Genomic DNA, 21,476 nt, shown 5'->3' on the forward strand with positions numbered 1-21,476 from the left:
GGTCGGAAAACAGCAGCTCCGGGTGGCTCTGGTAGTCGTGACAAGCGGCTTCCGGGCGCACTAGGGTGCGCGCCGATGGACGAACCGATGGGGAGGCTGGGATGGCAGGGACGGACGAGGAGGCCGTCGCCGCCGCGGACGATGCGCTCTACGTGCTCACGGCGGTGCTGCTGACGCCGGCGAAGTTCCCGAGCGTGCTGGGCGACGACTATCCGGAGGCGTGCGCGGCGCTCGGCCTCGCACCGCTCGCCGACGGGTACGGCCTGGTGCTCGGCCAGGACGGCGACGGCGCCCGGTGGACGGTCGTCATCGACGACGTCTCGCTGGTGGCCGTCGCCATCGCCTCCTGGGACTGCGGCATGGAGTACGACCTGTCGCCGGACGAGCGCACGGTCGTGGCGGCGCTGCCGGGATGGCCGCTCGCGGTCGCCGTCGCCGCCCCCAATGTGCCGCTGCCACATGATCCCGACCCGGAGATTTCCGATGGTCCGCCGCTGACGCCGCCGGACACGAGCGTGTGGGGCCCGGCTCAGCGGCGCCTGGGCGCCGACGAGATCGCCTTGCAGTGGGCGACCTGGCGGGATCAGATCGACGACGCCGACTTCGCAACACCGGGCGCCGGATCGGACACCGCTGCCGACGGCGCGGACGAGAACGCGAGCAGGGGCCAAGGCGCAGGCGACGGCGGAGACGCAGACGACGAGGGCGGCGACGGAAGCGAGCAGGGGCGGGGCCCGGGGGGCCACAGCGGTGTCCGGCGCGTCCTGGCCGAGGCACGCGCATACGTGGAGTCCCCGCCGCCCCTCGGCCGCGTCCGCTCGTCGTTCGCCTCAGGCGACGCGCGGACCCTGCGCGCAGACGGTCCCGGCTGGTCGCTGGTCGCCAGGACCGACGACATTGCCTTCGTGCTCCTCGACGACGAACCCGGCGAGGTCCTGCCGGTGGGCCGGGGACCGGAGCTGCCCGGGCTGCTGGAGGCCCTCGACAAGATAGCCGTACGTCCCAGCTGAGTCGCACACGCGCAGGGACGCCCCCAGGCGACGCGGGCCCGCTGCACGCGGAGGCTCTGAGCGTCGTTCCGCTCCGCAGCCACGCCGATCAGGTGGGCCCATGCGCTCGCCGTCCCGCGACGGCGAGCGCAGCCCTGTGACGCAGCACTCCTGTCCCGTCGCCCCATTCGGCGAAGGCGTTCCATGTGGCCCCGACCCATTTCAGTCGGGGAGCCGCGCCCGCACGATGAGGCAGCTTTCGCGACGCCGCATTCCACGCGGTGCTCCTCGCTGTCCCGTCTCCCGCCTCCAGGAGGCCGTCGTGCGCCTGCCCCGATCAGTTCCCCTCGTTGCCGCCGCACTGCTGGCGGGTGCCATCAGCTGGCCTCCTCCGGCCTCGGCCACGCCCGTCGGCTCGCACCACTGCGCCGGTCAGGAACATGTGCGGGTGCCCGGCGCGGCCCACCAGCGCAGCGCCTGCCTCCCGGATCTGACGACGACGGGACTCGCCGGTACGCCCTACACCGACATGGCCGACCAGGCCGGGCTGACGGCGCGCGGCACCTGGACACCGGCCGGCGTGCCCGGGGTCCAGATCGACGGCTACTTCCCGGACTCCTCCCGCTTCAACGCCACGCACGGCTGGCGCCACGACGCACAGTTCGTGATCCGGTTGCCGGACCGGTGGAACGGTGGACTGGTCGTCACCGGGGTTCCCGGCACCCGCAGGCAGTACGCGACGGACACAGCGATCTCCGATCAGGTGCTCGCGTCGGGCTACGCCTACGCCGCGACCGACAAGGGGAACAACGGCGCCGATTTCCATCGCGACGGCAGGCGGCCCGGAGACGCGGTCGCCGAGTGGAACGCACGGACGACCCAGCTCACCCGGGCCGCCCGCGAGGCGGTCGCCCAGCGCTACGGCCACCTGCCTCGCCGCACCTACATGACCGGCATCTCCAATGGCGGCTACCTCACCCGCTGGCAGTTGGAGAACCATCCGGAGCTGTACGACGGCGGTGTGGACTGGGAGGGCGCCCTGTGGACCGCGCGCGGCCCCAACCTCCTCACTTCCTTGCCCACCGCGGTAGGGCGTGTGCTCGGTTCGGCCCGGGACGAGGATCTGTACGCGGTCGGCTTCGCGCGCGGCTCCGAGTTCCTGTGGCCGTACCACGAGAAGGCCTATTGGGGAGTCACGCAGAAGATCTACCGCGCCGAGTTCGACCCCGCGTTCGACCCCGGCTGCCCCGGCCCGACTGCCGGGACCACGCCGGAACAGGTCCTGGCGCCGTGCTCGTCCGACGCGACGTACGACTACGCCTCGCGTCCGGCGTCCGTGCATCGCGCGGTGGCACGCGTCGCGCTCACCGGGCGTATCGGCAGACCGCTGATCACGTTGCACGGCGATCTGGACGCACTGCTGCCGAAGGCGGCCGACTCGGACGTCTACGCCCGCATGATCGACGCGCGCGGCCGGGGTCCGCTGCACCGCTACTTCACGATCGCGGGCGGCACGCACGTCGACGGGCTGTACGACAGCCACCCGGACCGGCTTCGCCCGATCCTGCCCTGCTACCGGTCAGCCTTCGACGCGCTGGTGTCCTGGGTGGAGCGAGGCACTCGGCCGCCCGCGGACCGTACCGTCGGCAGGCCCGCGAACGGCGATGTGCTGAATTCCTGCGCTCTGTCCGCCCCGGTCGCACCGGACGCCGGGTGAGGGTCAGCGACCGAGCTCCTTGCGTGACACGCGGCGCAGCCTGCGCCGCTGGGACGGGTCGAGCGTGAGGTAGGCGGCGGCCGGGACTCCCAGGATTATCAGGAGCGCCGCCCACCAGGGCAGCCAGATCAGCAGGATGAGGCCGGCCGCCACACCTCCCGCAGCGATCTTCGCGTTCTTCGACATGTGCGTCGCCTCCTTCGCGGCCACTGCCGCTCTCTGTCTTGGAAACGGGCCCGCGCTTCCAGCGGTTCCGAGCCCCGCCCCTGAGACGACCCTGAGGTGCGGCCCCTAGTGGTCACGGAGCGCCGGTGCAGCCGACCCGTGGCCGCTTGCCGGCTCCGCAGAAGGGAGATACCCGCCCCGCCCGATAAGTGACCCAGATCATGGTCCAGCCGTGCCTGGTTTGCCGTCGCCATCCTGTACCCTCGGGCAGCCCGACCTGGGTAGTCAAATTTGAGGAGTGCTACAGAGCTGTGCCGAGGCTTCCCGAGGCAACACCGTCCGAGATCTCCGAACTGTCATCCTGTTGCGCCGTCTTCCTCCCTGGTGACCCGGCCCGCACCGGCCGGATCGCCTTCTGGCGAGCCGATGGCGGCGCCGTCCCGCTCGCCGTGCCCGGTTCCTTCGAGGATGTGACCGTCGCTGTTCCCGCCGAGGGCGGTGTCGCGCAGGTGAGCGTGCCGGCCGTCGTGCTCCCGGTGCGTGACGCCTTGTCCGTGCTCACCCGCGCGCATGTGCGCACTCGGGGACACCGAGCTGCCGTCTTCTGGGGCGCGGCGACCGTGCTGGCCCTGCAACTCGTGGCACGCGGCGCGCTCCTGCCCGGCCTCTCGGCGAGCGATCACGACGCCTGGCGCATCGGCCCCCTGCGGCCGGAGGACGTCGACCACATCCGGGATCTCGCCGCCGCCATGCCGCCCGAAGCGCACGCCGTGCCGCTGGAGGACGTCGAGCCCTCGAGGCTGCCGGAACCGGAGCGGCTGCTGCGGGCCTTCCTCGACGCGGTGGCCGACGCGTTGCCTCGCTCCCCCGCCGCCGCGCTCGTGACCGGCGGGCCCGCCTATGCGGCCCAGGAGCCACAGCCCATGCCCGGGCAGCGCGCCTGGGCCGCCGATGTCGCCGCGGGCCACGACGCGGGCGTACGGCTCTCCCTGCGGCTCGAGGTCCCCGGCCTGGCCGCTGCAACGCAGGACGACGCGGCGCTGCGCTTCCGGGCCGTCCTCCAGGTCCACAGCGTGAGCGATCCGACGCTGGTCGCGGACGCCGGTGACGTGTGGGCGGGATCCGGGACCTTCGGTCCACGCGCGCGGATGGGCGCCCTGCTGGCACTTCGCCGGGCGGCGCGCGCGTGGAGTCCGCTCACGCCGTTGCTGTCGGCGGCGGTCCCGAACGCCGTGGAACTCGCCGACGACGAGGTGACCGACCTCCTCGGGGAGGGCGCCCAGGTCCTCGCCGGCGCGGGTGTCGACGTGCACTGGCCCAAGGAGGCGACCCGAAAGCTGACCGCCCGCGCGGTGATCGGCCCACCGGACGACGAGTCCGCGCCCGGCCGTGTCACGTCGGACACACCGTCGTTCCTGTCCGCCGACGCGCTGCTGGCCTTCAACTGGTCGTTCGCGCTGGGCGACCAGCGGCTCACGCGTGCCGAACTGGACCGTCTCGCCGAGTCCAACCGCCCCATGGTGCGCCTGCGCGACCAGTGGGTCCTCGTCGATCCGCGGGAGGTGCGCCGCGCCCGCGCGCAGCAGGACCACAAGGTGACGCCCATCGACGCGCTGCGCGCCGCCCTGACGGGCTCCACCGAGGTGGACGGCCGCCAGGTCGAGGTCCGGCCCACGGGCTGGCTGGCAGCACTGCGGGAGCGGCTCGCGGACCCCGAGGGGCAGGAGCCGGTCGTTCAGCCGGCGGCTCTCGCGGCCACACTCCGGGACTATCAGCGCCGGGGACTGAGCTGGCTGGCCCGGATGACCTCCCTGGGCCTGGGCTGCTGCCTGGCCGACGACATGGGTCTCGGCAAGACGATCACGCTCATCGCGCTGCATCTGCACCGCCAGTCCGACACCGCGTCCGCAGGGCCGACGCTGGTGGTGTGCCCGACGTCCCTGATGGGGAACTGGCAGCGGGAGATCGAGAAGTTCGCGCCCGGCACGCGCGTGCGTCGATTCCACGGGGCCCGCCGCGACCTGGACGGCGTGGCGGACGGCGAGTTCGTGCTGACGACGTACGGCACGATGCGCCTGGACGCGCGCAGGCTCGGCGAGGTGCCGTGGGGCATGGTCGTCGCGGACGAGGCCCAGCATGTGAAGAACCCGTACTCGGCTACCGCGCGGGAGCTGCGCTCGATCGGTGCACGCGCGCGTGTGGCGCTCACCGGCACCCCGGTCGAGAACAACCTGTCGGAGCTGTGGGCGATCCTCGACTGGACGACCCCAGGCCTGCTGGGCAGGCTCGGCACCTTCCGCACGCGCTACGCGCAGGCCGTGGAGAGCGGCCAGGACCCGGCCGCCGCCGAGCGCCTCGCCCGGCTCGTACGGCCGTTCCTGCTGCGCCGACGCAAGTCGGACCCGGGGATCGCACCGGAGCTGCCGCCGAAGACGGAGACCGATCGTGCCGTGTCGCTGACCGTGGAGCAGGCGGGTCTGTACGAGGCCGTGGTCCGCGAGACGCTCGCGGAGATCGCCGGCGCCGACAGCATGGCGCGCCGCGGTCTGATCGTGAAGCTCCTGACCGGCCTGAAGCAGATCTGCAATCACCCGGCGCAGTTCCTCAAGGAGGAGCGCCCGAGGATCGGCGGGCGCTCGGGGAAGCTGGAGTTGTTGGACGAGCTGCTCGACACCATCCTCTCCGGGGGCGCGAGCGCACTGGTCTTCACTCAGTACGTGCGCATGGGGCGCCTCATCGAGCAGCACCTGGCGGCTCGCGGCGTACCCTCGCAGTTCTTGCACGGCGGAACGCCCGTGGCGGAGCGGGAGGCCCTGGTCCGGCGCTTCCAGGACGGTGAAGTCCCGGTGTTCCTGCTGTCGTTGAAGGCCGCGGGCACCGGTCTCAACCTCACCCGCGCGGAACACGTCGTGCACTACGACCGGTGGTGGAACCCCGCCGTCGAGGCGCAGGCCACCGACCGTGCCCATCGCATCGGTCAGTCCCGGCCCGTTCAGGTGCACCGGCTAATCGCCGAGGGCACCATCGAGGACCGTATCGCCGTCATGCTGAGCCGCAAACGGGAGCTGGCCGACGCGGTGCTCGGCGCCGGTGAGGCGGCGGTGACGGAGCTGACGGACGCGGAGCTGGCCGATCTGGTGGAACTGCGAGGGGGCGCGTGATGACTGGGCACGAGGGTGACATGGAGCGCACGTTCGCGGCGCTGCCGCCCGCGCAGGGCCGCGGGTTCGCGCGGACCTGGTGGGGCCAGGCCTGGCTGAAGGCGCTGGAGGAGACGGCACTGGACTCCGAACAGCTCAAGGCCGGCCGCAGATTGGCGCGCGCGGGCGCGGCCGGCGCGGTGTCGGTGCGCCCGGGACGCATCACCGCCGTCGTACAGGGCCGTGACCGTACGGCACACCGGGCCGACGTGCTGCTGGAGGAGTTGTCCACGGAACAGTGGGACCGCTTCCTGGACATGACCGTCGAGCGGGCAGGGCATGTCGCGGCGCTGCTGGACCGCGAGGTGCCGCCGCACCTGGTGGAGGACGCGGCCACCATGGGCATAGAACTGCTGCCGGGCATGGGTGATCTGGAGCCCGAGTGCGGTTGTGGCGCATGGGACCACTGCGCTCACACCGCGGCCCTCTGCTACCAGCTGGCTCGGCTCCTGGACCAGGATCCGTTCGTCCTGCTGCTGATGCGCGGACGGGGAGAGCGCGACCTCCTGGACGACCTTCAGGCCCGTAGCACCGCGCCCCACCCAACGCCGGCCGCGGAGTCCACGACGCCCGGCCCGCAGGGCGTGGACGCCTTGGAGGCGTACGCGACCGGCGACATCCTGCCGCCGCTGCCCGCCCTGCCCGAGCTGTCCGCCGAGCCTGGCGCGCCGCCGTCCCTGGACACCGAAACGCCGCCGGGACCCGGCGTCGACGCAGCCGCGCTGGAGTTCCTGGCCGCCAGGACCGCCGTGGAGGCGCATCGCCTGCTTGCCGAAGCCCTGCGCTCCGATCCGGGAACTCAGGCTCCCTCGAGTCCTGGCACGGAGTTGACGCCGGCGCAGGACGCCGTGCGCCTCGCTGCCGGTGCGCCCTGTGCGGAGGTGACGGAGCGGTTGGTCGACGGGTCCGGGCGCGGCCGGGAGGGGCTGGCGACGGCCGTACGGGCCTGGCACCTCGGGGGTGTCGCCGCGCTCTTCGTGCTCGACGAGGAGTGGACCGTCGAGGGGGAAACGCTCGCACGCGCGCGTGCCGCGCTGGAGTCGGCCTGGGACGAGGGCGAACGGCCCTCGCTGCGGGCGAAGGGCAACCGGTGGACAGTCGTCGGTGCGCCCCTCCAACTGCGCCTGGGGCGGGACGGACGCTGGTGGCCGTACCGCAAGGAGCGTGGCCGCTGGGTGCCCGCAGGGGGCCCTGCGCTCGATCCTGCGACGGCGCTGGCGTCGGCTCAGTTCACGACGACGGCGGGGCAGTCGTAGGACCGGCGTGGCGGGCCTGTGGGCCGGTACGGGCCCACAGGCACCGTCCCGTCGGCGGGATCCGGCTACGGCAGTTCGCCCTCCAGTGAGGGAAGCAGCGATTCGAGACCGCTCGGAAAGCCGCTGGGGAGGTCGGTCGGGAAAACGGACGGCAGTGCTGTCGGCAGGTCGCTCGGCAGATTGCTCGGCAGGCTGCTGGGCAGCTCGGTCGGGACACTGAGGGACGGCTCGGGTGAGCCGCTCGTGCCGGTCTCGGCGGGTGGTCTCTCGTCGCGCGAGTCGTCGCTTCCCGACGCCATCAGCACCACGGTCACGACGGCGCCCACCGCCACGATCGCGGCCAGCAGGATGAGGAGAGGATTGCGCCGCCGCCCTGGTCCACCGGCTCCGCCTGGCGGATCCGGCGGCCAATCCCCGTACGTGGGTGGGCCGCTGTTCGCAGGCGGGGGCCCATGGCCGCCCTGCCCGCTGCCGAAGCCGTCGGGGGGCGGTCCGTACCCACCGCCCGAAGGCGGCGTGTCACCCGGCGGTCCTGGCGGCTGAGGCGGTACGGGCGGCATGGCCATGCCTTCAAGGTTCGCCTCGGACCGGCCGGGGCGCGAGCCGTTTACGGGAGTTGATTCGGGCTCATGCCAGGGACCGCACGGTTCCGGAACATTTGGGCGGTCCACACGCGGCCGGCCGTGAGAGCGGTGCACGCGTGCGTGGGCTCAGCCGCGAGCGCCCAGCAGGTGGTCCATCGCCAGCTGGTCGAGACGCTCGAAGGCCATCCCGCGCGCGGCGGACGCCTCGACGTCGAACTCCTCGAAGGCGGTGCGGTCCGCGAGCAGCGACTTCAGGCCGTCCGCCGCCGTAGGCAGTGCGAGCTCGTCCAGGCGAGAGGCGCGCAGGGCATCCTGGACCTCCGGGTCTGCGCGGAAGGCGGTCGAACGCTCCTTCAGGATGAGGTAGTTGCGCATACAGCCCGCGGCCGACGCCCACACTCCGTCGAGGTCCTCGGTCCGCGGCGGCTTGAAGTCGAAGTGGCGGGGCCCCGTGTAACCGGCGCTCTCCAAGAGGTCGACCAGCCAGAACGCGGCGCGCAGGTCGCCCGCGCCGAAGCGCAGGTCCTGGTCGTACTTGATGCCGGACTGGCCGTTGAGGTCGATGTGGAAGAGCTTGCCCGCCCAGAGCGCCTGCGCGATGCCGTGCGGGAAGTTGAGCCCCGCCATCTGCTCGTGGCCGACCTCGGGGTTGACGCCGTACAGCTCGGGGCGCTCCAGGCGCTCGATGAACGCCAGCGCGTGGCCGACGGTGGGCAGCAGGATGTCGCCGCGCGGCTCGTTCGGCTTGGGCTCGATCGCGAACCTCAGGTCGTAGCCCTGGGAGGTGACGTACTCGCCGAGCAGGTCGAAAGCCTCCTTCATGCGGTCGAGAGCCACGCGCACGTCCTTGGCGGCGCCGGACTCGGCGCCCTCGCGGCCACCCCAGGCGACGTACGTCTGCGCGCCCAGCTCGACCGCGAGGTCGATGTTGCGGATCGTCTTGCGCAGGGCGTAACGGCGCACGTCGCGGTCGTTGGCGGTGAACGCGCCGTCCTTGAAGACGGGGTGGGTGAAGAGGTTGGTCGTCGCCATCGGCACCTTCATGCCGGTCGCGTCGAGGGCCTCACGGAAGCGCTTGATGTGCGACTCGCGCTCGCTGTCCGAGGATCCGAAGGGGATCAGGTCGTCGTCGTGGAACGTGACGCCGTGGGCGCCGAGCTCGGCCAGGCGCTGCACCGACTCGACCGGGTCGAGGGCACGGCGGGTGGCGTCGCCGAAGGGGTCCCGTCCCTGCCAGCCGACGGTCCACAGGCCGAACGTGAACCTGTCCTCGGGGGTGGGCTGGTAGCTCATGCCGCGGCTCCTTGCTTGCGGACGACTGCTTCTGCGACTCGCCACGACTATTTCGTCATGGCACTTTACAAATTAGTATGCGGACGCGTCACGGGGAAGGGACAAGATGTCCCCCATGGGGTGAGGTCGGGCCGTGACACCCCGGGCACCCTCGAAAAGAGCAGGTCAGATCCCGCAGAGGCGCGGAAAGCGGAAAAGGGAGTGCGCGATGTCAGCAGCCGAGGGTCCGCTCGTGGTCGGCGTGGACACGTCCACCCAGTCCACCAAGGCGCTGGTCGTCGACGCGTCGACCGGGCAGGTCGTCGCAAGCGGTCAGGCACCGCACACGGTGTCGTCCGGCGTCGGCCGCGAGAGCGACCCGCGTCAGTGGTGGGACGCCCTGCGCGAGGCGCTGCATCAGTGCGGCGACGCGGCGCGCGAGGCCGCAGCGGTGTCCGTCGGCGGGCAGCAGCACGGCCTGGTGACGCTGGACGACCGGGGGGAGCCGGTGCGCCCTGCCCTGCTGTGGAACGACGTGCGCTCGGCCCCGCAGGCCCGCCGCCTGACAGAGGAACTGGGCGGCGCGAAGTTCTGGGCAGAGCGCACCGGCTCCGTCCCGGCGGCCTCCTTCACGGTCACGAAGTGGGCCTGGCTCGCCGAGAACGAGCCGGCGGCCGTCCGGGCCACCAAGGCGGTACGTCTCCCTCACGACTACCTCACCGAACGCCTCACGGGGCAAGGCACCACCGACCGCGGCGACGCCTCCGGTACGGGCTGGTGGGCCTCTGGGACGGAGTCGTACGACGACGAGATCCTGGCGCATGTGGGGCTCGACCCGGCACTGTTGCCGCGTCTGGTCCGGCCCGGCGAGGTCGCCGGCACCGTGCGCGACGGCCATGATCTGCCGTTCTCCAGGGGCACCCTCGTGGCATCCGGCACCGGTGACAACGCGGCAGCCGCCCTGGGGCTCGGACTGCGCCCGGGAGCTCCGGTGCTGTCCCTCGGCACCTCGGGCACGGTGTACGCCGTGTCGAAGCGGCGGCCGGGCGATGCGACCGGCACGGTGGCGGGCTTCGCCGACGCGCACGGCGACTGGCTGCCCCTGGCCTGCACCCTGAACTGCACCCTCGCGGTGGACCGCCTGGCGACCCTGCTGGGCCTCGACCGCGAGGCCGTGGAGCCCACCACCGGCCTCACCCTCCTGCCCTATCTGGACGGCGAACGCACACCGAACCTGCCGAACGCCTCGGGCCTCCTGCACGGGCTGCGTCACGACACGACGGCCGGCCAGCTGCTCCAGGCCGCCTATGACGGCGCCGTCCACGCACTGCTGGGTGCGCTGGACCTGGTGCTGGACGAGGACGCGGACCGCTCGGCGCCGCTGCTGCTGATCGGCGGCGGAGCACGGGGCAGGGCTTGGCAGCAGACGGTACGGCGGCTGTCGGGGCGGCCGGTGCAGGTCCCCGAGGCCAAGGAACTCGTCGCGCTCGGCGCGGCGGCCCAGGCGGCGGGCCTGCTGACCGGCGAGGACCCGGCCGCGGTGGCCCGGCGTTGGAACACCGCGCGCGGGCCGGTGCTCGAGGCCGTCGAGCGGGACGAGGTGACGCTGGCCAGGATCAGCGGGGTACTCTCCGACGCGGCGCCGCTGCTGGAGCGGGCCCCGAGGCGTACTGAGGACTGACTCCAGGCATGACCGCACCGCTGCACGAGTCCCGGCCGGCCGGCGCCGGGCGCGCGCTGCCCGACACCCAGCAGGGCATGCGCCGCCGCAACCTGGCGCGGGTGATGCACACGGTCAGTGCCGAGGGCCCGCTCTCCCGGGCCGCCGTCGCCTCCCGTATCGGGCTGACCCGCGCCGCGGTGTCCACGCTCGTCGACGAGCTGATCCGCTCGGGGCTCCTCGAGGAGCTCGGCCCCGAGCGGCCCGGCCGCGTGGGCCGTCCGGGGTCGGCGCTGGCGGTCAGCGGACACGGGCCCGCCGGGATCGGCGCCGAGGTCGGTGTCGACCATCTCGCCGTCTGCGCGGTCGATCTGCGGGGCGACGTACGGTCCAGACATGTGCGGCACGGCGCGAACCGGGGCCGTGACCCGCGACCGGTGATCGAGGAACTCACCGCGCTGGTGCGCCGGGTCGTCGCCGACGCCGAGCGCGAGGGGCTGTGGCCCGCCGGTCTCGCGGTCGCCGTGCCGGGTCTGGTGGCGCGGGACGCCCGTACCGTGGTACGCGCCCCCAACCTCGGGTGGCGGGACATGGATCTCGGCGCCCTGCTGCCCGTGAACTTCCCGCTGACCGTGGGCAACGAGGCGAACTTCGGTGCCCTCGCCGAGCTCTGGCTGGGCGAGGGCACCCCGCGCGACTTCCTGCACGTGTCGGCCGAGATCGGCATCGGCGCGGCGGTAGTGGTGGACGGCGGACTGCTGCGCGGAACGCGCGGTTTCGCGGGCGAGTTGGGCCACGTGCCCGTCCAGCCGGACGGCCTCGAGTGCCCCTGCGGGGGTCGAGGGTGCCTGGAACAGTACGCGGGTGAGGAGGCCGTCCTGCGGGCCGCCGGGCTGGAGCCGGGCGAGGACCGCGTCGGGCTGCTCGCCGGGCGGGCGGCCGAAGGCGACGAAGACGTAAGACGCGCCCTGCGAGACGCGGGTCGGGCGCTCGGTGTCGCACTGACCGGCGCGGTCAATCTGCTGGACCCCGAGAGCGTGGTGCTGGGAGGCGCGCTGGCGGGTCTCGCGCCCTGGCTGCTGCCCTCGCTGGAGGCCGAGCTGGACCGGCGCACCGCGGGTCCGGCCTGCCCGGTGGCCGTGTCGCGGCTGGGGCCCGAGGGGCCCTTGCTGGGGGCCGCGCACTCGGTGGTGCGGGCGGTGCTCGACGATCCGTCGGCGGTGGCCTCCCGGACCTGAGGTGGACGTACCGGGCCCGGCTCCAGGGCGAGTTCACACGTGTGAGTGAGCGAGTTGTCCACAATCCCGCGGCTGTCCACGGAATACCGGGGCTGACTTCTGCCCGACTCCCCCTCGTCGTACCGTGATCCACGCGAGGCGCAAACCGTCGGCTCACGACGGTGGCGCTGCGGTGTGAACCAGGGGGATTCACAGTCGCGCCGCCGAACCGGCAGGTCTCGCCGAACTCTCCCACCGGCCTTGTGCAGAACGGAGTGGTGCAGCGATGAGTGATCCGGGAGTGGCGAAGATCCGCAAGGAATGGCTGCCCACACGTGAGAACGACCGCGGGGTGCACGCTCGGCTGCGGAGACGGCGACTGCCCTGCGCCGAGAACCTGCCCCGCTCGCCCCGCCCGAACTGTCCCCCGCGCCCCACGCGACCTCGACCCCGAAAGGCCACGGCTCTTTGGAACGCGCAAGACCAAGCCTCAGCAGGCGGCGGATCCTCCAAGGCACCGCCCTCGCCGCCGTCCCGTACGCCCTGCTCCCCGAACGGCCGGCCGGTGCGCATGTCCCCGGACCGGACTACCCGCTCGCCGAGTGGCGACCGGCGAGCGTCTCCAACTACACGCCGGCGAACCGCCCTTCCAGCCATCACATCGATCGGGTGATCCTCCACGTGACCCAGACCATCTACCGCAACACCCTGTTCGTCTTCGAGAACCCCAAGAAGAACGTGTCCGCGCACTACGTGGTCCGGTCGGCGGACGGACACACCTCCCAGTGCGTCAGAGAGTCGGACATCGCCTGGCACGCCGGGGACTGGGACCACAACACACGCAGCATCGGCATCGAGCACGAGGGATGGGTGGACCGGACCGCCTGGTTCACCACCGTGATGTACGAGACGTCGGCCCGGCTCACAGCGAGAATCTGCGACAGATACGGCATCCCGAAGGACCGCGAGCACATCATCGGGCATTACGAGGTGCCGGGCACGGACCACACCGACCCCGGCCCGCACTGGGACTGGACGCGCTACATACGTCTGGTCAACGGCGTCTGAGTGCCCCCACGGCCGCACCGGCGGGCAGTGGTTCGGGGCACCGCCGTCGAAGAGGTTGTCCATGCGCCTACGGGGAGTGACGATGTCCCCAGCGCATCGCGTTCCGAGGAGGCCGAGTTGACCGATCCATGGGTGGCCCTGGAGCCGGGGGCCGACCCTGCCGAGCGTGTCCGGGTGCTGCGTCGTGCGCATGAGACCTTCACCCACGTGGGCACCGTGCCGACACCGGTGCGCGCCGTGGTCGCGGACTCATGGCGGCGCTCCGCGCGGGCCGGAGTCGGTCCGGACGGGAGCGCGAGCGTGGAGTTGGCGGACGGCGATCTCGGTGCCTATCGGGCGGAGCATCCGCTGGCGCGGGTGATGCCGCTGTTCAGGGAGCTGATGGGGACGTTCGCCGCCGACGGTGAGCATCTGCTCGCGGTGTGCGACGCGCACGGCAGACTGCTGTGGGTCGAGGGGCATCCGGCGACGCGGCGCAGAGCGGACCGGATGAACTTCGTACCGGGTGCGCGCTGGGCGGAGACGGCCGTCGGGACGAACGCGCCGGGCACGGCGGTGGCTGTGGACCGTCCGGTCCAGGTCTTCGCGGCCGAGCACTTCATACGCCGGGTGCAGCCCTGGACCTGTGCCGCGGCACCGGTGCACGATCCGCGGACCGGGCGAGTGCTCGGGGCGGTGGACATCACCGGCGGGGACGGGCTCGCGCATCCGCACAGCCTGGGGTTCGTGCAGGCGGTCGCGCGTGCCGCGGAGGCCCATCTGGCACTGCTGGCGCCGCCGGTGCCCGCCTCGGACACGACGGAGCTGCTCGCGCTGGGCCGCGACGAGGCGCGGTTGCGCGTGGGCGGCCGGCAGGTCAGGCTCAGCCGTCGGCACAGCGAGATCCTGGTGCTGCTGGCCCGTCATCCGGAGGGGCTGAGCGGGGACGAGCTGCTGTGCGCGCTGTACGAGGACGAGTCGGTGACGCCCGTGACGCTGCGCGCCGAACTCGCCCGTCTGCGGCGGGTGCTGGGCCCTGGGTTGCTGGCGTCGCGTCCCTACCGGCTCACGGTGCCGGTCGAGTCGGACGTCGCGGTGGTCGAGCGTCGGCTGGAGACCGGTGCGGTCACGGCCGCGGCGGCGGCGTACGGCGGCCCGCTGCTGCCCGGTTCGCAGGCTCCTGCGGTGTTGCGGCTCAGACGCCTTCTCGCCGACGGGCTCCGTACGGCGCTGATCGCCCGCCGGGACCCCGACCTGCTGGCCGACTGGGCGCACTCGCCCTGGGGGGAGGACGACCTCGACGTATGGCAGGCGCTCGCCGCGGTGCGTCCGACCGCGGCGGTGCGTTCGAGGCTGGCGGCGCTGTCGTCCGAGCTCGCGGCCCCGCACGCGTGGGAGCGTCGCCCGGCGCGCTGACCGGGCCCGGCCCGGCCCACGCAACGTACTTGCAACCCCACCGTTCCTACCCTCACGCCAGAGCTGTCCAACGGCGGGCAGCGCTTCTTCGGGAGGCAGAGCAGTATGACCCGTTACGCGGCGCCCGGCACCGAAGGTGCGATCGTCTCCTACCAGGCGCGCTACGACCACTTCATCGGCGGTGAGTACGTGCCGCCGGCCGGGGGGCAGTACTTCGAGAACCCGTCGCCGGTGAACGGTCAGCCGTTCACCGAGATCGCCCGGGGCACGGCGGAGGACGTGGAGCGGGCGCTCGACGCGGCGCACGCGGCGGCCCCGGGGTGGGGACGGACATCGGTGACCGACCGGGCCGGCATCCTGCTGAAGATCGCCGACCGGATGGAGGCGAACCTGGAGCGGCTGGCGGTCGCCGAGAGCTGGGAGAACGGCAAGCCGGTGCGGGAGACCCTGGCGGCCGACATCCCGCTGGCCATCGACCACTTCCGCTACTTCGCGGGCACGATCAGGGCGCAAGAGGGCTCGCTCGGTGAGGTCGACGACGACACGGTGGCGTACCACTTCCACGAGCCGCTCGGCGTGGTCGCGCAGATCATCCCGTGGAACTTCCCGATTCTGATGGCGACCTGGAAGTTGGCCCCGGCACTGGCCGCGGGCAACGCGGTCGTGCTCAAGCCGGCCGAGCAGACCCCCGCTTCCATCCACTACTGGCTCAGCCTGGTCTCCGATCTGCTCCCGCCCGGGGTGGTGAACATCGTCAACGGCTTCGGTGTGGAGGCCGGCAAGCCGCTGGCTTCCAGCTCCAGGGTGGCCAAAGTGGCGTTCACCGGCGAGACCACCACGGGCCGCTTGATCATGCAGTACGCCTCCGAGAACATCACCCCGGTGACGCTCGAACTCGGCGGCAAGTCACCGAACATCTTCTTCGACGACGTCTGGTCGGCCGACGACGACTTCCGGGACAAGGCGCTCGAGGGTTTCACGATGTTCGCGCTCAACCAGGGCGAGGTGTGCACCTGCCCGTCCCGGGCGCTCGTGCAGCGCGGCAGCTACGCCGAGTTCATGGCGGCGGCGGTCGAACGCACCGAGCGCATCAAGACCGGTCACCCGCTGGACACGGACACGATGATCGGCGCGCAGGCCTCGAACGACCAGCTGGAGAAGATCCTCTCCTACCTGGACATCGGCCGGCAGGAGGGCGCGAAGGTGCTCACGGGTGGCGAACGTATCGAGCACGACGGCGAGTTGAAGGGCGGCTACTACGTCCAGCCGACCGTCTTCGAGGGCGACAACCGCATGCGGATCTTCCAGGAGGAGATCTTCGGGCCGGTGGTCTCGGTGACGTCCTTCGACGGTTTCGACGACGCCATCAAGATCGCCAACGACACGTTGTACGGGCTCGGGGCGGGCGTGTGGACCCGGGACGTCAACACCGCGTACCGGGCGGGCCGCGCCATCCAAGCCGGTCGCGTGTGGACGAACTGCTATCACGCCTATCCGGCGCACGCTGCGTTCGGAGGGTACAAGGGGTCGGGCATCGGTCGTGAGACGCACAAGATGATGCTGGAGCACTACCAGCAGACGAAGAACCTGCTGGTGTCGTACTCGCCGAAGAGGCTGGGCTTCTTCTAGACACCGGAGGAGGGCGTCCGGCCAGGGTCCGGTGCAGGCCCTGCCGTCGAAGCGGTTCAGGGCATCTGTGAAGCCTTTCCGGCCGGATGCGCCGCGGCCGGGAGGCTTCCTTCATGCTCCCGTTCAGACTGTCGAGGGTTCGCCGACCACTGGCCCGAAGCGTTGCCCGCCCTGTTCCCCGCCGTCCGCCAAGGAGCCTTCCGTGCCCGAGCAGCCTCTGATCGTCCTCGACCCCACCGGCGCCGACCGCCACGCCGAGCACCTTTCCTTACGTGCCCAGGGGGTGGCCGCCCAGGTGGACATCCTCGGTGTCCCGGCGTGGGCCGTCACCGACCCGGACCTCCTCAAGCAGCTGCTGACCAGCCCGGATGTGTCGAAGGACGGCCGCGCTCACTGGCCGGCCTTTCAGGAGACCGTCGCTCGCTGGCCACTTGCGCTGTGGATCGCGGTGGAGAACATGTTCACGGCCTATGGCCCGGACCACCGCAGGCTGCGGCGTCTGATCGCGCCGGCCTTCAGCGCGCGCCGCACAGCCGGCATGAAGCCGGTCATCGAAGCCATGGTGGTCGAGTTGCTCGACCGTCTCGCCGCCCTTCCCGAGCACGAGGACGAGGTGGTGGACCTGCGCCGGCACCTGGCCCACCCGCTCCCCATTGCCGTGATCGGCCATCTCATGGGTGTGCCACAGGGCCGTCGTTACGGGTTCCGGCAGCTCGTGGACGGCGTCTTCGACACCACGCTGACACCGACACAGGCCCAGGCCAACACCGCCCGTCTGTACGGGCAGTTGGACGAGCTGATCGCCGCCAAGCGCCACGACCCGGGTGACGACCTGACCTCGCTGCTGATCCAGGCCCGGGACGAGGAGGCCGACGGCAGCGGCCTCGCCCCTCAGGAGCTTCGCGACACGCTGCTGCTGATGATCAGTGCCGGGTACGAGACCACGGTCAACGTCATCGACCAGAGCGTCTTCACGATGCTGACGCGCCCGGACCAACTGCGGCTGGTCCGGACCGGTGCCATCACCTGGAACGACGTCGTGGAGGAGACCCTGCGTCACGAACCGGCCGTGAAACACCTTCCCCTGCGCTTCGCCGTGGCGGACATCCCGCTGCCCGATGGCCGGACCATTGCACGCGGCGAGGCCATCCTCGCCTCCTACGCCGCCGCGAACCGCCACCCCGGCTGGCACGCCGACGCCGACGCCTTCGATGCCGGCCGCCGGGACAAGGACCATCTTGCCTTCGGTCATGGCGTCCACTTCTGTCTGGGCGCTCCGTTGGCCCGACTGGAAGTCGCCTGTGCGCTCCAACACCTCTTCGACCGCTTTCCCGACGTCCGGCTCGCCGAGCCCGCCGCAGAGTTGAAGCCGGTGGCCTCCCTCATCAGCAATGGTCACCAGAGGCTCCCCGTCCGCCTCGGCCTTGCGGCCACCTGATGGAGCGTCATCACCGGGGCGCAGACCGTCTCGACGGGAGCAGGGCTGGTATCTCCCCCCGGCTCCCGTGGAACAGGTCCCGTCGGGAATGCGGCACGATGAGCGCATGAACGCACAACGGGGAAGCATCGAAGAACCATCCGCAATCGAAGAACCATCCACAGCGGACCTCGCCCGCCGACTCCTTGCGGCGGACACCGGCGGCTGGACGCCCGACGGGGTGAGGGCCTTGGCGGCCGAGCTGGGCTGGGCCTGGAGCGGCACACCGGACAGTCCCGTACTGGTCACCGGACGCTCCTCGGGTGACGCCCGGCTGCGTCCGGTCGGCCGATACGAGGAACGGTACGTCGGCGGCGAGTCGTACGTGGAGCTCGCGGTCCCGTTGGCGACCGTCGCTGCGGACGACGCGGCGCAGGCCGCCGCCTTCCGTGCCGTCAACGAGGAACTGACCGCTGCGCTGGGAGAGCCGTCCGTTCTGGGTTCGCACGGCGACATCGGCCCGTTCTACGACAGCGGGCAGCTGTGGGGCGCGCCCTTCATGCGCTGGCGCGGCCGTCCGGACACCCTGGAACTTCGCGCCGGGAAGGCAGGACCGGAGCTGGTCCTCCAGCCCACGGACCCGGCGGAGAACTGGTTCTGGCGCCAGGGCATCGGCGAAGAGCAATCGATCAGCGGCTACTTCGGCAGTAACCGTGACCGGGCCAACGCCGGCCTCGGCTTCCCCGGCGGCTGGACCGCCCGTAGCTGGGAAACCGTCACCCGGTCGCTGAGCGACTTCCTGGGGGCACTGCCCGCGGAGACCACCGCACTCGGCATCGGCATCGGGATGCCGCTCTACGGGCGCACCGGCAGCGGGGCACCCATCCTCTTCGATGTGACGTGCCGGGACCGGCTGTCGATCGGCTGCTTCGCCCCGGACGACGTCGATCCGGCCGCTCTCGGCTGGGGCACCGTGGCGCAGCACCCGAGCACGGCTTCCGTCTGGAGCGACGACGATCCGGTGTGGCGCGTGGACGCGGGCGGCCCCGGCGAACCGAAGGGCCGCGCACTCGCGGAGATGCTCGTGGCGACGGCAAGGGCGGTCGGGGTCAGCGAACCGGCCGACCTGATCGTCGGCGGTGAGGCCGAGTACGTGGACGACTACCACGTCACGTTCTACGGGCTGGGCCTCCGGACCGGCTGAACCTCCCCCGGGGCCGGCCTCAGCGTTCTCGCGCCCCAGTTCTCATGGAGCACGTTCTCGCGCCGCAGGTTCTCGCGGAGCACGTTCCCGCGAGGCACGCGCACGCGGGGCACGTTCCCGCGAACTAGGGCCGGCCCCGCGCCGCACGGATCGCCTCGACGAGCCCGGTACCGAGGTTCGCCCGTTCCGCCCTGGACTCGATGACGAGGTACTCCTGATCGGCGTGGGCACCGCCGCCGACTGCTCCCAGGCCGTCGAGCGTCGGTACGCCCAGTGCCGCCGTGAAGTTGCCGTCGCTTCCGCCGCCGACCACGACGCCTTCGACGCATCGCTGTGCCATGGCGAAGAGTTCGGTCGAGGCCGACTCGGGCATCGGGGGTCGGCCGATGCCTCCCTGAACGGTGATCTCGGCTTCGTCGAGATGCGGGGTGAGCGCCGCGAACGCGGACTCGATCCGCTGCTTCTCCTCGGCCGACTCGACGCGGACATCGACGGTCACGGTGGCTTCCGCCGGGACCACGTTGTCCAGGGTGCCGGCAGCGGCCACGGTGGGGGTGACCGTCGTACCGATCTCGGGTCGGCCGAGTGCGGCGATCTCCAGCACCTGGTGCGACGCCTCGATCAGGGCGTTGACGCCGGCCTCGGGTTCGAGGCCGGCGTGCGAGGCGCGGCCCCTGACGGCGACCTGGAACGTGCCGCAGCCCTTGCGGCCGGTCTTCAGCGCTCCCCCGTCGGCGGCGCCTTCGAAGACGAGGACGGCGCCGCAGGCCCGGGCGCGTTCCTCGATGAGGGCTCGGGAGGAGTGGGAGCCGACCTCTTCATCGGCCGTGACCGGAGCGTGGCCTTCCCGCCGAGGCGGTTGTCGAGGACGGCGGCGAGGGTGGTGTCAGCTCTGCTGTCGGCCGTTCTTCAGTACCTGGTCGGTCATGTCGGCCACCTGCTCGGCCGGCGGGGCGTCGGCATCGACCTCCGTTCCGAAGTCGGAGTACTCCATCAGCGTGCTCACTTTGATCTGTCGGGGCGAGGCACTGCTTCCGGGCTGGGCGGAGGCGGGAGCCTTGACGGTCATGTCGACCTGCTGGCGGCGGATCCGGCCGTCGTCGTCGAGCCAGATCTGCATGGGCAGCGTCGGGCCGAACTGCTCCCGCAGTCGGCTGCCGCCGGGCAGCTTCGCGACATCGACGGAGACCTTGTAGCGGGTGGTCCGGACGCCGTCGATCGTCTCGGCGCCGACCTTGGAGACGTCCTTGTCGGTGATCGCCTTCGCATAGCCGGCGGACTGTGCCGGGTCACCGATCTGACCGGGGTTCACACCCTGGCGTTCCGCGACCTTCTGGAGGTCGATCTTGACCCAGGACTTGCCGTCCGGCACCTTCTGACCGGGGGCCTTCTGATAGAGCACCTGGTCGACGACGCGCTGCTCGATGGTCTTGCCCTCGGCGGTGACGGTCATGGTGCTGTCACCGTCGGCGAGGTCGATGGCCCCCTTGCCGTCGGACGTGACCGACCGGCCGTTCGCCGCGGCCCGCACCTTGAGGGTCAGCTTCGCCGTCTCGGCCTCGGCGGTCCTGTCGTAGGCACTGCGCACCGCCGTCGTACCCTGCTCCTGGGCGCCGCCCGCACTCGCCGAGGCCGCGGGCTTGTCGGCGTTCGGATCGCCGTCGCCCCCGCAGGCCGTCAGTAAGGCACTCCCCATGAGGACGGCTGTTCCGATCGCGCCCGCCTTGACCCCACTGCTCCGCATCAGTTCCCCTTCTCCTCGCGATGACCGGCTCACGAAGTCCGGTGCACCAAGACCGGTTCACCAGGACCGGTTCACTAGGACCGGTTCACTAGGACCGGTTCACCAAGCCCGGTCACAAGACCAGTCGCAAGACCGGCCCACACGACCGGTTCACGGTCACCGACCGCACCTGACGTGCCGTCGGCTTGGGACGCGAGTGCCCGGTGTGGGCGGAAATACGCTCACTTCATCAGGTGGGCGTGCCGCCGGCCGTCGGAGCGAAGGCCTCTGGCGTCACATCGCGGAGAAAGTGCGCCCGTTGGTACCCGTAGGTGCCGATGTCCGAGACCTTGATCACGATGCAGAACCGCTCGATCGAGGCGAGACGCCCGGCGACCTCCCGGTAGTTGCGTGTGAGGTGGTGGATGGCCGCCTGGTTGGCCAGGGAGCTCTGGCCGCAGATGACGACGACCGGGCGGGTGGCCTCCGGCGGCGTGAACTTGGCCACCAGGGTGTGTTCCACACGGTCGTGCTCGAACAGAAAGCGGTGTTCCCCTACGGCGATGGCCGCCGACTCGGGGTCCGCGCCGTACGGAAGGATCCTGACGCCCGGGAGGTGGGCCGCGAGATGGCCGCCTGTGCGGACGTTGGCGGCGCCCAGGGGACCGCCGATGCAGTACTCGGTGCGATCGCCGTTGCTGCCGCGGAAGTCGTCACTCGACTCGATGACGGTGTCGCAGCCGATCTGGCTCGCCAGGGTCGCCACTTCGATGACGGCGCGGATGTCCTTGTGGGTGGCGGCTCCCCTCACGTTGTACTTGTTGCCTATGACGAGCAGACAGGTCTCGCCCGGTACCAGTCCGAAGAAGGCGGCCCTGCGCCGCAGCACCCGGGCGTTCTTCCCGCGCTCCCAGAGCCAGACACACGCACCGCCGATGACACTGGTCGCCAGCCCCATCAGCACGTTGACCACGACCGAG

16 protein-coding genes and 1 pseudogene are annotated in these 21,476 nt (G+C 71.5%); 11 read left to right on the forward strand and 6 right to left on the reverse strand.

What is annotated here, in order from left to right:
• Positions 1–101: 101 nt before the first annotated feature.
• Positions 102–1,010 (forward strand): hypothetical protein, encoded by a 909-nt coding sequence (locus ACHBTE_RS10885; protein ID WP_394723446.1) that lies wholly within the window; start codon positions 102–104, stop codon positions 1,008–1,010.
• Between the two features lie 301 nt (positions 1,011–1,311).
• The gene (locus ACHBTE_RS10890; RefSeq protein WP_394723447.1) at positions 1,312–2,706 is read left to right on the forward strand and encodes a tannase/feruloyl esterase family alpha/beta hydrolase; all 1,395 of its coding nucleotides are present in this window, start codon (positions 1,312–1,314) and stop codon (positions 2,704–2,706) included.
• Positions 2,707–2,709: 3 nt separating this feature from the next.
• Here the strand turns inward: ACHBTE_RS10890 and ACHBTE_RS10895 are convergent, their stop codons facing one another.
• The gene (locus ACHBTE_RS10895) at positions 2,710–2,892 is read right to left on the reverse strand and encodes a hypothetical protein (protein ID WP_394723448.1); all 183 of its coding nucleotides are present in this window, start codon (positions 2,890–2,892) and stop codon (positions 2,710–2,712) included.
• 290 nt (positions 2,893–3,182) lie between these two features.
• Here ACHBTE_RS10895 and ACHBTE_RS10900 point away from each other — a divergent pair, with 290 nt between their 5' ends.
• Positions 3,183–6,032, forward strand: a complete 2,850-nt coding sequence (locus ACHBTE_RS10900; RefSeq protein WP_394723450.1) for a DEAD/DEAH box helicase — start codon at positions 3,183–3,185, stop codon at positions 6,030–6,032.
• Positions 6,032–7,327, forward strand: a complete 1,296-nt coding sequence (locus ACHBTE_RS10905; RefSeq protein WP_394723451.1) for an SWF or SNF family helicase — start codon at positions 6,032–6,034, stop codon at positions 7,325–7,327. The genes ACHBTE_RS10900 and ACHBTE_RS10905 overlap by 1 nt, the downstream gene beginning before the upstream one ends.
• Positions 7,328–7,392: 65 nt before the next feature.
• Here the strand turns inward: ACHBTE_RS10905 and ACHBTE_RS10910 are convergent, their stop codons facing one another.
• Together ACHBTE_RS10910 and xylA are read right to left on the reverse strand one after the other, a co-directional pair.
• Positions 7,393–7,626, reverse strand: a complete 234-nt coding sequence (locus ACHBTE_RS10910) for a hypothetical protein (RefSeq protein ID WP_394723453.1) — start codon at positions 7,624–7,626, stop codon at positions 7,393–7,395.
• 411 nt (positions 7,627–8,037) lie between these two features.
• The gene (xylA, locus tag ACHBTE_RS10915) at positions 8,038–9,204 is read right to left on the reverse strand and encodes a xylose isomerase (RefSeq protein WP_394723455.1); all 1,167 of its coding nucleotides are present in this window, start codon (positions 9,202–9,204) and stop codon (positions 8,038–8,040) included.
• 208 nt (positions 9,205–9,412) lie between these two features.
• On the opposite strand from xylA, the gene xylB reads away from it, so the two are divergent.
• The 7 genes from xylB to ACHBTE_RS10950 all read left to right on the forward strand — a co-directional run bounded on the left by xylB (position 9,413) and on the right by ACHBTE_RS10950 (position 18,773).
• On the forward strand, positions 9,413–10,864 hold the full coding sequence (xylB, locus tag ACHBTE_RS10920; RefSeq protein ID WP_394723457.1) for a xylulokinase: 1,452 nt from the start codon (positions 9,413–9,415) through the stop codon (positions 10,862–10,864).
• Between the two features lie 8 nt (positions 10,865–10,872).
• Positions 10,873–12,081 carry an ROK family protein gene (locus tag ACHBTE_RS10925; protein ID WP_394723459.1) on the forward strand — a complete coding sequence of 403 codons (1,209 nt, stop codon included), beginning with the start codon at positions 10,873–10,875 and terminating at the stop codon, positions 12,079–12,081.
• Between the two features lie 447 nt (positions 12,082–12,528).
• A complete protein-coding gene (locus ACHBTE_RS10930) occupies positions 12,529–13,128 on the forward strand; it encodes an N-acetylmuramoyl-L-alanine amidase (protein WP_394723461.1) in 600 nt (199 codons plus the stop codon).
• 117 nt (positions 13,129–13,245) lie between these two features.
• A complete protein-coding gene (locus ACHBTE_RS10935) occupies positions 13,246–14,523 on the forward strand; it encodes a GAF domain-containing protein (RefSeq protein WP_394723462.1) in 1,278 nt (425 codons plus the stop codon).
• A gap of 105 nt (positions 14,524–14,628) precedes the next feature.
• On the forward strand, positions 14,629–16,152 hold the full coding sequence (locus ACHBTE_RS10940; protein ID WP_394723463.1) for an aldehyde dehydrogenase family protein: 1,524 nt from the start codon (positions 14,629–14,631) through the stop codon (positions 16,150–16,152).
• Positions 16,153–16,354: 202 nt separating this feature from the next.
• On the forward strand, positions 16,355–17,590 hold the full coding sequence (locus ACHBTE_RS10945; protein WP_394723464.1) for a cytochrome P450: 1,236 nt from the start codon (positions 16,355–16,357) through the stop codon (positions 17,588–17,590).
• A gap of 220 nt (positions 17,591–17,810) precedes the next feature.
• Positions 17,811–18,773 carry a hypothetical protein gene (locus ACHBTE_RS10950; protein ID WP_394723465.1) on the forward strand — a complete coding sequence of 321 codons (963 nt, stop codon included), beginning with the start codon at positions 17,811–17,813 and terminating at the stop codon, positions 18,771–18,773.
• A gap of 124 nt (positions 18,774–18,897) precedes the next feature.
• Here the strand turns inward: ACHBTE_RS10950 and ACHBTE_RS10955 are convergent.
• The 3 genes and pseudogenes from ACHBTE_RS10955 to ACHBTE_RS10965 all read right to left on the reverse strand — a co-directional run.
• Positions 18,898–19,605: pseudogene (locus ACHBTE_RS10955) on the reverse strand (M20/M25/M40 family metallo-hydrolase); the annotation flags it as partial.
• Positions 19,606–19,659: 54 nt separating this feature from the next.
• On the reverse strand, positions 19,660–20,517 hold the full coding sequence (locus tag ACHBTE_RS10960; protein ID WP_394723466.1) for a hypothetical protein: 858 nt from the start codon (positions 20,515–20,517) through the stop codon (positions 19,660–19,662).
• A gap of 229 nt (positions 20,518–20,746) precedes the next feature.
• Positions 20,747–21,469: a hypothetical protein gene (locus tag ACHBTE_RS10965; protein ID WP_394723467.1), complete on the reverse strand. Its 723-nt coding sequence runs from the start codon at positions 21,467–21,469 to the stop codon at positions 20,747–20,749.
• Between the last annotated feature and the right edge of the window lie 7 nt (positions 21,470–21,476).

Source organism: Streptomyces sp. M41, assembly GCF_043673425.1.
In the GTDB taxonomy this organism is placed as follows: domain Bacteria; phylum Actinomycetota; class Actinomycetes; order Streptomycetales; family Streptomycetaceae; genus Streptomyces.

Excerpts from the sequence above, each read along its gene's own strand:
- ACHBTE_RS10885 (WP_394723446.1), top strand. The coding sequence starts at position 102 with ATGGCAGGGACGGACGAGGAGGCCGTCGCCGCCGCGGACGATGCGCTC.
- ACHBTE_RS10895 (WP_394723448.1), bottom strand. The coding sequence starts at position 2,892 with ATGTCGAAGAACGCGAAGATCGCTGCGGGAGGTGTGGCGGCCGGCCTC.
- ACHBTE_RS10905 (WP_394723451.1), top strand. The coding sequence starts at position 6,032 with ATGACTGGGCACGAGGGTGACATGGAGCGCACGTTCGCGGCGCTGCCG.
- ACHBTE_RS10910 (WP_394723453.1), bottom strand. The coding sequence starts at position 7,626 with ATGGCGTCGGGAAGCGACGACTCGCGCGACGAGAGACCACCCGCCGAG.
- xylA (WP_394723455.1), bottom strand. The coding sequence starts at position 9,204 with ATGAGCTACCAGCCCACCCCCGAGGACAGGTTCACGTTCGGCCTGTGG.
- xylB (WP_394723457.1), top strand. The coding sequence starts at position 9,413 with ATGTCAGCAGCCGAGGGTCCGCTCGTGGTCGGCGTGGACACGTCCACC.
- ACHBTE_RS10925 (WP_394723459.1), top strand. The coding sequence starts at position 10,873 with ATGACCGCACCGCTGCACGAGTCCCGGCCGGCCGGCGCCGGGCGCGCG.
- ACHBTE_RS10940 (WP_394723463.1), top strand. The coding sequence starts at position 14,629 with ATGACCCGTTACGCGGCGCCCGGCACCGAAGGTGCGATCGTCTCCTAC.
- ACHBTE_RS10960 (WP_394723466.1), bottom strand. The coding sequence starts at position 20,517 with ATGCGGAGCAGTGGGGTCAAGGCGGGCGCGATCGGAACAGCCGTCCTC.